The organism is Blautia caccae, assembly GCF_040095955.1.
Lineage (GTDB): Bacteria > Bacillota > Clostridia > Lachnospirales > Lachnospiraceae > Blautia > Blautia celeris.
In genome coordinates, this window is sequence record NZ_JBBMFP010000018.1 from 38204 (window position 1) to 52382 (window position 14179).

13 protein-coding genes are annotated in these 14179 nt (G+C 47.5%); 1 reads left to right on the forward strand and 12 read right to left on the reverse strand.

Annotated features, from left to right (window positions below):
- Positions 1 to 39 precede the first annotated feature (39 nt).
- Positions 40 to 693, reverse strand: coding sequence for a CatA-like O-acetyltransferase (locus tag WMO65_RS18145; RefSeq protein WP_033139093.1), 654 nt, complete (start codon positions 691 to 693; stop codon positions 40 to 42).
- A gap of 247 nt (positions 694 to 940) precedes the next feature.
- Positions 941 to 1582: a putative ABC transporter permease gene (locus WMO65_RS18150; protein ID WP_081960097.1), complete on the reverse strand. Its 642-nt coding sequence runs from the start codon at positions 1580 to 1582 to the stop codon at positions 941 to 943.
- A 214-nt stretch (positions 1583 to 1796) separates the two neighbouring features.
- Between WMO65_RS18150 and gloA2 the strand changes: the two genes are divergently transcribed.
- Positions 1797 to 2177 (forward strand): SMU1112c/YaeR family gloxylase I-like metalloprotein, encoded by a 381-nt coding sequence (gene gloA2, locus WMO65_RS18155; RefSeq protein WP_148392479.1) that lies wholly within the window; start codon positions 1797 to 1799, stop codon positions 2175 to 2177.
- A 74-nt stretch (positions 2178 to 2251) separates the two neighbouring features.
- Here the strand turns inward: gloA2 and WMO65_RS18160 are convergent, their stop codons facing one another.
- From WMO65_RS18160 to WMO65_RS18205, 10 genes are all read right to left on the reverse strand, one after another.
- On the reverse strand, positions 2252 to 3355 hold the full coding sequence (locus tag WMO65_RS18160) for a sensor histidine kinase (protein ID WP_158587251.1): 1104 nt from the start codon (positions 3353 to 3355) through the stop codon (positions 2252 to 2254).
- A 1-nt stretch (position 3356) separates the two neighbouring features.
- The gene (locus tag WMO65_RS18165; RefSeq protein WP_033139096.1) at positions 3357 to 4004 is read right to left on the reverse strand and encodes a response regulator transcription factor; all 648 of its coding nucleotides are present in this window, start codon (positions 4002 to 4004) and stop codon (positions 3357 to 3359) included.
- A gap of 17 nt (positions 4005 to 4021) precedes the next feature.
- The gene (locus WMO65_RS18170) at positions 4022 to 4579 is read right to left on the reverse strand and encodes a hypothetical protein (protein ID WP_033139097.1); all 558 of its coding nucleotides are present in this window, start codon (positions 4577 to 4579) and stop codon (positions 4022 to 4024) included.
- Positions 4576 to 4722: a hypothetical protein gene (locus WMO65_RS18175; RefSeq protein WP_158587252.1), complete on the reverse strand. Its 147-nt coding sequence runs from the start codon at positions 4720 to 4722 to the stop codon at positions 4576 to 4578. Before WMO65_RS18175 ends, WMO65_RS18170 begins: the two co-directional genes overlap by 4 nt.
- Positions 4723 to 4756: 34 nt before the next feature.
- Positions 4757 to 6325: a serine/threonine-protein kinase gene (locus WMO65_RS18180; RefSeq protein WP_148392480.1), complete on the reverse strand. Its 1569-nt coding sequence runs from the start codon at positions 6323 to 6325 to the stop codon at positions 4757 to 4759.
- 119 nt (positions 6326 to 6444) lie between these two features.
- A complete protein-coding gene (locus WMO65_RS18185; protein WP_054350670.1) occupies positions 6445 to 6990 on the reverse strand; it encodes an RNA 2'-phosphotransferase in 546 nt (181 codons plus the stop codon).
- Positions 6991 to 7198: 208 nt separating this feature from the next.
- Positions 7199 to 8260, reverse strand: coding sequence for a DUF4340 domain-containing protein (locus tag WMO65_RS18190; protein ID WP_148392481.1), 1062 nt, complete (start codon positions 8258 to 8260; stop codon positions 7199 to 7201).
- Between the two features lie 16 nt (positions 8261 to 8276).
- Positions 8277 to 10397 carry a glycoside hydrolase family 3 C-terminal domain-containing protein gene (locus WMO65_RS18195; protein WP_033139100.1) on the reverse strand — a complete coding sequence of 707 codons (2121 nt, stop codon included), beginning with the start codon at positions 10395 to 10397 and terminating at the stop codon, positions 8277 to 8279.
- A 345-nt stretch (positions 10398 to 10742) separates the two neighbouring features.
- Positions 10743 to 12308, reverse strand: a complete 1566-nt coding sequence (locus WMO65_RS18200) for a response regulator transcription factor (protein ID WP_033139101.1) — start codon at positions 12306 to 12308, stop codon at positions 10743 to 10745.
- Positions 12301 to 14091 (reverse strand): sensor histidine kinase, encoded by a 1791-nt coding sequence (locus WMO65_RS18205; RefSeq protein WP_033139102.1) that lies wholly within the window; start codon positions 14089 to 14091, stop codon positions 12301 to 12303. Before WMO65_RS18205 ends, WMO65_RS18200 begins: the two co-directional genes overlap by 8 nt.
- Between the last annotated feature and the right edge of the window lie 88 nt (positions 14092 to 14179).

A 14179-nucleotide genomic window follows, 5' to 3' on the forward strand; every position in this document is an offset into this window, starting at 1 on the left:
CCGGCCTGATTTCTTTATTTTTACAGTCCTTTCCCGTCATTATGCGGAAAATGCATCCAGTTTCTCCTGAAGCAGGCGGAAGAATTTTTCCGCATGATATCCGTCATTTGCCGCATGGTTAAAGTTTCCTGTCACCGCCATTTTCATTCTTCCATCAATCTCCCGGTATTTTCCCACAGTGATGAAGGGTATGTAGCTCTCGCTGCCCGATTCCGGATTTACAAAAGAAGCCGGACGCACGTAACATATGGACTGGTATGCAGTGTTCGGCAGGATGGTAATGTCCACACACCCCGGAACAGGGTTTCCGTAATAATACAGAGAGCTGCCGTTTTCCGCTTTCTCCTTATCTTCCAGAAAAGTCTTATAGAAGCAGTCAAAATCTTTGCTGAAATCTGTGACCATATGAGTGAACAGATTCCCTTCCCCTTTCCGCATAAGTGTATAGCAGGGGTTCAGCTTCTCATAATATCCTATGGCTCCGTCCACTTTTGCATAGCGGAAATCCCTATCACTGTTTACCGTATCGGCAATACACCAGCAGACAGACGGGTAAAATTTATATCCATTTCCATGAATCCTTTCCAAAAACTGTGTAACATCAACTTCTGCGGTGAGATTATAGGTATATCCTGCAAAACGTTCGAATATTTCTTTTCTCTCCCACTTTTCGTAATCGATCGTATGAAACATAATTTCCTCCTTACAGTCCGCACTTATTTGTACAGCGCAGCTCATTCAGACTGTTTTCGCCGGAAACTGCGCATCCTATGTATCATATTATAAACGATTTTAATCGCACTTACAATCACACAACACACGGCATGACAGGACATATACAGAAAAATCGGCACAGCCGGAATTTATCCAACTATGCCGAATTTTCGCAAGGGTGAAAGCCCTCTCCTTTTGTCAAATCTATTAGTCTACGCCCCCGGCGTTAAAATATCCATTTTGTAGTTTCCGAAACATCCATGGTAATACCAGGCCCCATCTTAGGATATAAGGCAGAGAATACAAGATCCGCTGCAAACAAAGTGATCAATACAACACACAAAACCACTTTCGCTGTCTGCGGGATTTTTCTGTACAGGTTATCCATGGCAGGTGCCGCTATGTAAAGGATAAAGCATGCGCCCACAGCAAACAGTGCCAGAACTTCCAGACATACACGGCCGTTTATGTTAAACAGGCTTTCGCTGTAATCCCAGTATTTTACACCTCTGAACTGTTCCAGTGCCCAGCCTGTCGTATATTCCAGAATACCGCTTCCCAGATATGCAAATGCAAACACATGAGCCGGCTTGTCGGCAAACTTTCTGAGCAGAACCAGTGTCATCACGCCGCCCACACCGTAAATGGGAAGCCACGGTCCCCATGTGGTGCCTCTGTTGATGAGTGCTCCGTCCATAAAAATATGAAGAAATACTTCCCAAAGCCATCCGACGGTTGATGCAGAAAAGAAAAATAAGATCAAACTGGTCAGGGAATAGGCCCTGTCATATTCTGCTTCCAGGTATCTTTCCTGCGCAAACTGTCTTCTCACACCTTCTGAAATCCTTACCACCATGTCTCTAGCCATATCTTTCCCCTCCTTCTTTCCTCTTCTTTATTATGGCTTTATCTTACCAACGAAAAAATAAGAAGCAATTGTAAAATTCCGAAAGAAATTATAAAGATATTATTTAAAAATTCCAAATGTTTCTGCATCTATGGTATAATTCCAGCATCAGGTCCGGCGAAAATCAGTCCGGACCGGACTGTATTTCACTTTAACATTGAGGAGGAGCCTTTGCATGAAGCTTAATAAAATACATCACGTAGCCGTTATTGTATCTGACTATGAAAAATCCAAGGATTTTTATGTAAACCAATTGGAATTTGAGATCATCCGCGAAAATTACCGGGCTAAGCGGGATGACTGGAAGCTGGACCTGCGGCTGGGTGACTGTGAGCTGGAGATATTCGGAGTAAAGAACCCGCCGGCCCGTGTAAACCGCCCGGAAGCCTGCGGACTCCGCCATCTGGCCTTTACAGTTGAAAATATGGAAGAGGCTGTTGCGTGGCTGAGCGCAAAAGGAATCGAGACGGAGCCTGTACGCATCGATGATTTTACCGGAAAGAAAATGACCTTCTTCTTCGACCCGGACGGCCTTCCGCTGGAACTGCACGAATAGTTTATACCATACAAAAAGGAACCGATCCGGCCCTGTACAGACGCCGGATCGGTTCCTTTTATGAAAATACCCTGTCATATTCTTATTTTAACGGTTGTACCCTTCTCCTCAGAGGACGCATAGTCCATTTTCCATCCGTGAAGCTTTACGATCTCATAGCAGAGGCCAATCCCGTAGCCGTTCCGCTCTGCTTTCGCCCTGGGAAATTCATGGTTCCGGTTCAGATAGTTCAGTTTCTGTTTCTCTATGTATTTCCCGTCATTCCAAATGCTCACGCAGTTGTCAGAGGCTGTCACTGTCACATGGCTTCCTGCCTTCACCGCATTGCCAAGCAGGTTCTTAAACAGGCACCTGACCAGAGACAAATCTCCCTCTATGGCATCCATATGATTTTCCACATGAATGCCGGGATATAATTTTTTCATCTCCGCAAACAGTTCCTGCACATCTAACCGCTGGTATTTCACATTTCCTTCTCTCAGATTTCCCATGACCAGCAGCCTGTCCACAGTCTCCCTCAGGCTCCCGGCTTCCTTTACAATCTGTTCCCCTGCGAAGAAACGGTCCTCCTCCGTAATATTTCCCATCTGGATATACTGGCCGTATCCCTGCAGTACCGTCAGAGGATTCCGCAGCTCATGGGCAATGTTATTGACCGGCATGTATATCTTCTTCATGGTCATATAAAGCATGGTGCCGATCACAGCCTCCAGGAGCAGGCCCGTAGCCAAGAAGGAGAAAAGTCTTCTGTTCTGTGCCCGGTACAGATCCTGGATATTCTCCATATACACCACTTCGCATATCTCGTCCCCGTTCCCCGCCCGGCCGATAACGGCAGCATAACGTTCCCCTTTATACTTCACGATATCCGCGTTTCCGGAAATCCCCACTCCTGTCGGAAGGTGATTCACAATGGTTTTGCCGCCATGGCTCACATTGATGAAAATTCTGCTCCTGTAATATCCCTGTCCCAGATAACGCAGCTTGTCTTCCCCGTCCTCTGTGCCGTTTAGGCCTTCCACCGTATAGGCTAACTGCTGCTGCCTCTTTATCACTTCATCCATACGGGTTTCCAGGTCGTTCTTAAATCCCATGGTGGACAAGAGAAGCAGAGACAGGTTGAGAATCACCAGAAACAGAATATACGCTGCCAGATAATTTTTCTTCCAAAGCTGCATACTATATCTCCAGTCTGTATCCGTATTTGAAAACGGTTCTGATATAATTCTCCAGGCCCAGCTTCTTCCGTATTCTCTGAATATGGACATCCACAGTCCTGTCATCCCCGAAGAAGTCCATCCCCCAGGCCAGGTCCAGAAGCTGGGTTCTGGAAAGGGCTATATTCCGGTTGACCAGCAGCACACGCAGAAGCTCAAACTCCCGGTTGGTAAGCTCCACGTCCTCCCCTGCTCTGGTGACCCGGTGTCTCTCCACATCCACTCTCACGTCGTCAATGGCAAATATCTTCTCCTCCCTGTGAAATCTTCTGAGCACCACCTGAACCCTGGCAACCAGTTCCTCCATAGCAAAGGGCTTCACAATATAATCCTCTGCCCCGCTGTTCAGGCCTCTTACCCGGTCAGTCACTTCATCCCTGGCTGTCACGTAGATGACCGGTATCGTACCGATCTGTGCCATCACCTGAAATCCGTCCATATCCGGAAGGTTAATGTCCAGAAGGACGATGTCGGGCCTTTCCTGCTTTGCCGCTCTCAGGGCCTCCCGGCCGGTATATGCCTGACAGCATCTGTGACCTGTCATGGTGAGGGTTCTCTTCATCAATTCATTTATGGACGGCTCATCTTCCACTATCAAAATATCTGCCATTTGTATCTGCCTTTCTGTCAGTTTTTCGGATGGTCTGAGGTTTGATAGGCATTCTCTCCTATAGCTGTCAGATCCTCCGCTGTCAAATCCTTTATGCTGGCACTGCCCGCGTCCACTCCGTGTTCCCGGCAATAGGACTCAATCACCTGCTTACCGCCTTCAAAGGCGTAAATATCACAGATATACGTTTCCAGAGAATCCATTCCCTCTCCCTTTGCAGACAGAAGCGGTTTATCCCCCATCTCGTCAAGGAGCCAGAGTGCCTCCTCATAATTTCTCATCTCCCGGGTCACATCTTTCATGGCAGCGCTGTCGTAATCCAGGCCGTATTTTTCGCATACCTGCTTTACAATATCCTGATTTTCCACCACCTCTTTGTACAGTGTGTCTTCATCCCAGGGCATGTAGGACACCGTCTCATCCCGGGACAGCTTCTCCTCTGCTGCCTCCTTCACCTGCTTCTCCGCTGCGTTCTGTCCGTAAACCGCCATGGTTCCCGCTGCCGCGGTGATACACAGAGTAACTGCAGCAGCCACTGCTGCTGCCTTATGCTGTTTTAACTTTTTCCGCATCATAACTGTTCCTCCTCTTCCTGAAAGCTGCCGGCACAAATAGCTGCCAGCCGTTTCTCTTTTACAGCTACAGCATAAGCTCCCCATGTTGCAGAGTTATTACAGGAAAATTTTTTGTTAAATCTTTCTGTTTCTGTCCGAATCATCACCGTATCCCACATCAATATTATAAAATGCTGATTACTTTATTATAGTTATACTCTGCATCTCTCCGCTATCCAGGTTTTTGGCGCTTACTTTTATTTTTTCATCCCTGTCCATCTCAAACAGAACCTCTATCTGTGGCTCCCCTGCCTTTGCCGGCGAAATCTTATCCAGCCTGAATTGTCCGGCAAGTTCATTCTCTTTTACATAAGCCCCTTCCCCCAGGTAAATACATAAATCAACTGCTGTTTGATTATCCACTGCAGTGGAAAAAATCTGCTTTTTAACGGCAGGCAGCACTTCTCCTTTTCTGATAACAGGTGTAGCCACTCCACCGCTTGTCTCCAGGGACAATGTACGGCTTGCATGCTTTCCTGTATTTTGAGGCCTGTCACGGCGGAATAAATCCTGAATATACAGACGCCTGTTGGTTTCCAGATCCATGGCTTTTACTTCGAGATGTTTTTGCTCATCTATATAAAATGTCACTTCTATTCTGGGAACTTCCCGTTTCTTTGGTCTTATTCCATACACTCGAAATTTTCTGACCATAAGATACTCCGACGCAAAAGGGGCGGTCTCTTTTACCACACAGAATTCCAGAAAATTCTGATTATCGGCGGTAGTGGTAAAAACTTTCCTCTTCACTGCCGGCAGCACTTCATCTCTCCCAATCAGAGGTGTCACTCCTTTACTTCTGCCCCGGAGGAATAAAGCTTCTTTTACTATATGTCTGCTATCTGTTCTCCGATATCCGTCATTCCCCCATTCTAATGCAAACTCCATTCTTCTTATGAGTTCGTCAATAGATTGAATACGGTTTTGTCTGTGCACCTCCAGTCCGGCCGTCAATACCTGCTCAAACTCCTGCGAAACGGGGATTCCCATTTCCGATGGCTTTTTGAGGTTGTCAACGCTCAGGCGGTGCAGACTGATATCCGGCGTTTTTCCTGTTATGCATTTATATATAGTGGCGCAGACGGCATAGACATCTGTCCATGGTCCCTGGTTATTTTCCCTGCAATATTGTTCTTCGGGCGCATATCCTTGTTTTAAGATAACGGTAATCGTCCCATCAGTATTTTTGACATCTCTCGCTGCTCCAAAATCCAGCAGCTTTATTTTCCCCTCTTTCACCATCATAATATTGTCAGGGCTGATATCCCGGTGTATGAATCCTTCTTTATGTATTTTGCTCAATACCTCCATAACCGGTTTCATATAGGTAAATGTTTCATATGGGGACAGCTTTCCGTTTGCTTCAATATATTGATTCAGGGTAATACCCTCCAGATATTCCATAACGATATACACAGTCTTATTTTCTTCAAAAAAATCCCTTACATTTACGATGCCTTCGTTGCCTGAAAATTTAGCCATGGTTCTGGCTTCATTCCAAAAATTTTGTTTTTCTTTTTCTGAAGTATACATCTGACATCTATATTCTTTTACAGCCACCGGCATGTTGAGAATGGTATCCCACCCCTGGTATGTGATGCCAAAGCCTCCGCTGCCTATGGTTTTTTTAATGATATATTTGAAATTTAAAATAGTCCCGGGTTTTAATTCACCCGTTTCACTGCTGCAGATATTTTCTTCCCACATTCCGGTTCACCTCTTTTTTAAGTCTAGAGTATGTCAGATTTATTATACAATAAAAATTTAACTTTTAGCAGGATTTTTTAATTTCCCATGCTGCAGGGTTATTACAGGAAAATACTTTGTCAAAGAAGCCAGGATGCCACGGAAAGATATTCACGAGGCACGTGTTTTACCTGCCAGATTTCATTTTCAGAAATCCAGAATTTAAACCCGTCCCGGTACATACTTCCTGTTTCTACCCGAAGTATCACTGTATCCCCTTCTTTTTTATGACGTGCACCTACACTCCCGGCAGTTTTTATATCTTTTGATAAATGTACAAAGTTGCGCTTCTGCGGTGTGAGCCCTTCCGTAAAAATCCGAGGCAGAAATCCCTGCGCGGTTCCATGGTAAAGAAAGTCCGGCGGAGCGGCTTCCCTCATTTCCACTTTCACTGGCACGGAATGCCCTTGATTTGCCCGTATAGTCCGTTTATCGGCCCCGTAACTGTATCTCTTTTTTTTGTCTTCCGCTATAATCTCCGAAAGAAGCGTTTGGTCAAACGCAGGAACATCTTCCTGCATTTTCCTGATAATCTCTGATACGTCAGCCCATCCATACTCATTGATCATCTGTTCATCATGCCGAAGCAGATAGGATAGCTTCCGGCTCATCTGTTCTTTCGTCATATTCTCCTTCTCCCTCCTGTTAATATTAGAAAATACTGATTACTTTTATTATACAGAATTTAAATCCGAAGTTTATTTTTCTTTGACCGTTCAAAAAGGTTACTGTTCACTGCGTGCCCAGTAACACGCTTCGCGGGACAAGGGTGTGTGAACAGTAACCAAAAAAGGACCACACCGCATCTGTCTGCAGTATGATCCTTCCTCTCTGTTAAAATGCCTTCTGTATCTGTTCTGTCAATGCATCCACATCCGCCGCTTTCACCAGGAAACGCTCCCTGCCGTTTATGGAAACACTGTCATAGGTATCGTCATAAGGATAATATACCAGCTCTACCTCAGGGGCATCGTCCGTGTTTCTCTTATAGACAACGCGCAGTTTCTCCTCCCTGTCACCTTCCGGAAGGCTGCCTTCCTCTATCTCAGAATCCAGCATTACATTTAAAAGCGCCTGGTAGACAGCGGTGAAATCCTCTTTTTCCGCCTTCTTCCCATTCATTTTATACCGGTCCCCATCCGGCTCCATGGTGTATGTCTTCCCACCGGATTGGATCTCCACGTTCTTAACCGTATCAATGTTGATAAGAGCAGGGATTTTCAGAATATAGTCAAAGGGATTCAGCCCGTAAACAGCGTCCAGCAAAGCGGAGGGAATTTTGTACACAGCATCCTCATATCCCTTGACTGCCACGTAACGGCTGCCCTGCCCGTCGGCGCTGCCGATCAAAAGAGTTGCCGTACTGTCCGCATACTTTGTCTGTTTTGCGGTATCCGCATCCTGGGTGTTTACAAAATCAATGGTCATTGTGGTGGTGGTGTCCGCCACTCCTGTATCAACACCGTCCTCCACTGCCGCCGGAGTGGTGAGATCCATTTCTTTCAGCATATCAAACAGCGTATACATGGTCTCTGTATTGACTGTAACGATCTCATCATAGGGGTTTAAGATCTCCCAATAATCAAAATCCATCTTGTAGTCAGCAGGCTCTTTGGACAGGTCGAAGATCTCGCTGCCGTCCTCTGTCAGCACAAGCCTGCGGACACCGTCCGGGATGAACTGAGGATGTTCCGTCACTGCTGCTGTCGGTTTATCTTCTGTCGGTTTATCTTCCGCCGGTTCTGCTTCACTTTTTCCCTTTTCCGTCTCTGCTTTTTCCATCTTTTCCTGGGATTCGGCCTCCGCTTTCGTCTCCTGGCCGCAGCCGGAGAGCCCCCCGGCCGTCAGGGACGTGACAATACCCAAAAGCATCAGTTTCCGTAAAATTTTCCTCATATTCATCTCTCCTGTCTTATAAGATCACATCCAGCTCCACCGGTTTTGCACCTGTCAGCTTCTCACTTCTGCTATCCGGCTGGGAGGTTCCTGCAAACAGTTTGAAATGTCTGCTGTCAATATGGCGCTCACCTGCCTCGTCCACCACACACATTGCTGCGTTTGAGACTGTCATAGTTATGGTTTTACTCTCCCCTGCTTCCAGGAAGACACGTTTGAATGCACACAGGCTGTAGTTGCGCACTGCCAGAGGTGATTCCATGTCCTTGATGTAGATTTCTACCACATCCTCTGTGGCTGCGCTGCCCTCATTTTTGACTGTGACCTTCACTTCCAAATCTGACTGGGCATCTGCTTTGCCTGTAAGCTCTGCATCTGTGACCTTCACGTCACCGTATGTCAGTCCGTAGCCGAAGGGATAGAGTGCCTCTTTTTCCATATAACGGTATGTACGGTTCTTCATGCTGTAATCTGTAAACGCAGGCATTCCCTCCAAATCCCTGTAGAATGTGATGGGAAGCTTTCCTGAAGGTGAAACCTTTCCGAACAGCAGGTCTGCCACTGCTTTTCCTCCCCTTGCTCCCGGATACCATGCGAGCAGGATTCCATTGCAGTTTTCATCTGCATAGTTCATGTCAATGGCACTGCCTGCCATGAGGACCACAACGGTGGGTTTGCCCACAGCAGCTACCTTCTCAATGAGCTCTTCCTGTGCTTTTGGCAGATGAAGGTCGTGTTTATCACCGGATGCGTCACTATTTCCCGTATCTCCCTCTTCGCCTTCCAGCGTCTCGTCAAGGCCCACGCAGAGAACTACCACATCGCTGTGCTCTGCCGTGATGACAGCTTCGGAGATTCTGTCCTGGTTCCAGGCCAGACTTTCCACTTTATCTTTATACAGATGGCAGCCCTCGGAATAGAGCACACGCACATCCTCTCCCACCTCATCCTGGATGCCTTCCAGAACCGTAATATATCTGGAAGAGGTTCCGTGGTAGTTTCCGATCAGGGCAGCACGGCTGTCTGCGTTGGGTCCGATGACACCGATGGTCTTCAATTTGGATTTGTCAAGCGGCAGAACACCGTCGTTCTTTAAAAGGACACAGCCTTTTCTGGCCATATCCAGGGCTTTCTCCACATGCTCCCTGCACTCAACCACTTCGTATGGAATGCTGTCGTACTCGCTTCCGTCAAAAAGGCCCAGCAGGAAACGGGTGGTGAACAGCCTCTCAGCCGCCAGTGTAATGTCTTCCTCTGTGATCAGGCCGTCCTCAATGGCTCCCAGCAGGTGCAGATAAGTATTGCCGCAGTTTACGTCACATCCCTTTTTCAGGGCAAGGGCAGCGGACTCCCTGGCATTTTTCGTAACCCTGTGGTTTTCATGGAAATCCTTGATTGCCCAGCAGTCAGAGGTAAAATGCCCTTCAAAGTTCCATTTTCCTCTGAGGACCTCCTCCATCAGATAGGTATGGCCGCAGCATGGCTCTCCGTTTGTTCTGTTGTAGGCACCCATGACGGATTCCACATCAGCCTCTGTGACCAAAGCCTCAAAAGCCGGCAGATATGTCTCCCACATATCCTTCATGGTCACCTCAGCATCGAACTCGTGACGGATAGATTCCGGGCCGCTGTGCACAGCATAGTGTTTGGCGCAGGCCGCTGCTTTCATCACTTCCCCATCACCCTGTATGCCCTCCACGAATTTCACACCGAGTCTGGAGGTCAGATACGGGTCCTCGCCGTAAGTCTCATGGCCTCTTCCCCAGCGGGGGTCACGGAAAATATTCACATTGGGAGACCAGAAAGTCAGTCCTTTGTAAATATCCCTGTCTCCATGTTTGGAATACTCATTGTACTTTGCGCGGCCTTCTGTGGCTATGATATCGCCCACCTTTTTCATTTCCTCATCGTCAAAAGCCGCAGCCATACCGATAGCCTGGGGGAACATGGTAGCCACACCGGCCCTTGCCACGCCGTGCAGGGCTTCATTCCAGTAATTATAAGTCGGCACATCCAGGCGTTCTACCGGAGATGCATCGTATTTTAACTGGGATGCCTTTTCCATCAGTGTCATTTTGGATACCAGCTCTTTTGCTTTTTCTCTGGCTGCCGCCCTCTCTTTTTTGTGGTCTCTCATCCGTTTTTCTCCTTTTATTTTCTATTTTCCGGAACTGTTTTCACAGTTTCCCGTTTTCTGCTTTTATCTTACACCATACCTGCCTGATGCGCATGTATTTCCTTGCTGTTTCCTCCTCAATTTTTGCGTTTTTACCTGCGGATCCACAGCAAAAAGGTATGGTACTTATACCTTTAAGCATAGTGTACCATACCTGCATTCCAACCGTAATAAAAAAAAGTTACTTCCTTCTATAAAATTCTTCCTTTTGTAAATGTCACGCTGCGATTCCGCTTTCTGCTGTCCCGCGGGGTGTGCCATGCAATTACAGGGAAATCCCGTGACAGCCGCATGCCGGAATGCTGTTTATACGGAATGCTGTATTTCCTCCCTGTATTTTGTGGGGGATTTCCCTGTATGTTTCTTAAATGCCAGCGAGAAATAATTGGTGTCCCGATATCCCACCATCATGGCGATCTTACCGGTCTTCATGCTGGTAGTCTCCAGCAGGGATTTCGCCTTCTCAATGCGCTTTCTCACAATGTACTCGTTGCACCCTTCCTTTGTCACGCGCTTGAAAAGCCTGGAAAAGTAGTTTGGCGTAATGTACAGGCTTGCCGCAATATTGGATACAGACAGCTCCTCCGTCAGATGTTCGTCGATGTAATGCTTCGCCTTTGTAATGATCTCGTGGACATTCTCCTCCTCGCTGCCCAAAAGCTGAGAGATAAACATGCGTGTTACATCACACGCTTCCTCCCTGTCCGCACAGATCAGACTTTTGGAAAGGGAATCAAGACGTCCGGACTCCACCTCCCCGGAATCTCCCAGATAGGAAAAATAGAGAGCTGAAGCGATCTCAAAGCAGTTTCTGCGCACCATGGCCGGGGACAGATTATAGGACTGCGTAGCTTTTGAAAATGTATTGAACGCCTTCATGACATAGTCTGTATTCCCCACATTGGCACACATGATGCCCTTTAACTCCGCATAGATGTCGCGGAAAATATCCGCCTTGTTCTGGGCACCAAAAGTCTGTACAATATCGCGTATTCCCTCTTTTTCATTGTCCAGCAGGTAACGGGCATCATTGTAGGAGATAAACAGATTGGAAAATCCGTGCACGGTACTTCCCACCACCATCTTGGGCTTTGCGTCAAATTCATCCTTCAGAATATCAGACAGCTCCTCAATGGCATCCAGCACCACATCCCCGGTCTCTGCCTCGAACCAGGTAATGGCAATGGTGCCGTCATCATCGGAGAAGGTGATTCCCCTCTCCTGGGCATCCACCATGCTCATACACACATTCTTCACGGACATGGCCTGAAAATTCTCCTCTGTGGGCTGCTGGTTCATGTACAGGGTGGGCACGATCAGCATGAGCTTTAAGTCACGCTCTATATCAAAGTGGTAATACTCCTTCAGATTGCTCAAAAGCTGTCCCTTGTCCTCCCGCTTGTGCACCAGATTTCTCATATAATGCTCCAGCTCTGTCTGTTCCGCGGTTCCCTGGGTCCTCTGGAGAAGCCTCAGATTCTTTTCCTCCGCTTTCAGCTCCTCCAGGTAATTCACCTGCTTGCTCACAGCCCGGGCAAGCTCCTCCTCCTCGATGGGCTTCAGAAAAAAGTCCTGCACCTGCAGACGGAGGCTCTGCCTTGCATACTCAAAATTATCGTATCCGGTCAGCACAATGACTCTGAGTTCCGGCACAATCTTCCGGGCCGCCTCAATGAGTTCAAGGCCTGTCATCTCTGTCATCTGAATATCAGAGATCATGATCTCCGGCTTTTTCTCCCGGATGATCCCAAGCGCCTCCCTGCCTGAAGCCGCGTCGTAAACTTCACTGATTCCAAGACTCTCCCAGGGCAGAACTTTTTTCATGCCCAGGCGGATCATTTTCTCGTCATCTACAATCAATATTTTATACATGAATCATCTCTCCCCGTATGATACCGTCTTCCACTTGTGTCACGTAAGGCAGGCGTATCTCCACGGTCACGCCGCCTGATTCATTTCTCAGGTAATAAAGCCCGAACTCCTCACCGTAGAGAAGCTCTATTCTCTTATTTACATTCCTCACACCGTAGCCAAAAGAATCGTCGTACTCTGAGAGATGCTGGTTCATCTCATCAATCTGCTGCTGGCTCATACCGGTTCCCGTATCTGCCAGAGTGATCAGAACATCACTGCTGCGCTTTCTCACCTTCAGGAACAGACTTCCCGTCTTACCCTCCTTCACCTTGATTCCGTGATAGATGGAATTCTCCACCAGGGGCTGCAGGGTCAGCTTCGGAATCATTACATCTGATGCTGCCTCCTCCACGTCAAACTCACTTCCGATAATGTCATCGTACCGCATATTCTGGATGATCAGATAATTCCGCACATGTTCCAGCTCCATTTTCAGCGGAATCACATCATGGCCGCCGCTGAGGCAGATGCGGTAATACTTGGCCAGTGCCTTCACAAGCGTGGATATCTCCCCGTTGCCGTCCACCATGGCCTGCCAGTGGATACACTCCAGGGTATTATACAGAAAATGGGGCTGTATCTGGGACTGCAGGGCATTGAAACGGATCTGCTCAATCTGATGCTGTTCCATTTTCACCTGCTCCATGAGCACCAGGATCTCCTCCATCATGGAGTTGAAACCGACTGCCAGTTTTGTGAAATCCTCTCCCATGTGTTCCACGTTGATGCGGGTTTTCAGGGAACCTGAAGCCACATCATCCATCTTCCGCACCACCTTGTCCAGAGGGCGGTAGACTTTGCTGATGATGCGCTTGACCACCAGAAGGCTGATGGTGAGCAGAAACAGCAGGATAAATGCCATGAGGAAGATCGTCCGGATGCTGGATTTGTAAAGCTCCATCATAGGCACACTGCTCACCACATAGAACCGCCAGTCAGAAACCTTCTGGTAAATGTACAGCCTGCCGCCCATGCTGAAGGTGCCTGATTTTTCTTTCATCTTGGGAATAAAGTCCACATTGGTTCCGATCTTATCCTTATCCCTGGCAGAAATCATCATGCCGTCTGTGTCAACTACCATGGATTCCAGCTTATTGGAGCTGTCGTATTCCAGGATCTGCAGCAGGCTCGGGTCCGTAAAGTTCATGCAGAGAAGCCCCAGTTCCCCCAGTACACGGTTGGTGTCGTAGATGGGGAAATAGATGTTCAGGGTGTATTTGCTGCCGTTGAAATACGCATTGTTAAAACACATCTTAATGGAGCTGTCCTGCACGGTCTTGCACTGCTGGGCATCAAAAGTATATACCTGGGAGAACTGTGCGGCTGAGATGGCGATCTGCCCCTTGTATATGTAGTCATCCGGAGATTTTCCCACAACAGCGATGAAATTCATATCCGAATGCATGTTGGATATACTTGCCAGAATGTTGAAGGCACTGTTCTTCAGCCCGCCTGCCTCTTTGTTATAATTGACTGCCTTCAGGTACTGTTGTATGGAAGTATCCATGACCGTAGCAATGGCAAGGGTTTTGTAATTGTCCAGGGAGCTTTTAAAGTTTTCCGCAGTTGTGCTGTTCTGTGCCTGCAGAAGCTCTATGGACTGCTGCTTCATGGATGTGACAGAGGATATGGTGGATACCACCAGCACAATAAGGGTGGTGGCTATAATGGACACTGTCACAAGGAGCTGCATTTTTTTGTCAAACTTCCATCGGCTTACTTTCTCCATCCACTTTCTCATAAATGTTCCCGCCCTTCTTCTGTTTTCTGCTCTCTATCATACCATGCTATGCAACAGTGCGGCAATTTTTATCAGTTGGAAAAAGCTG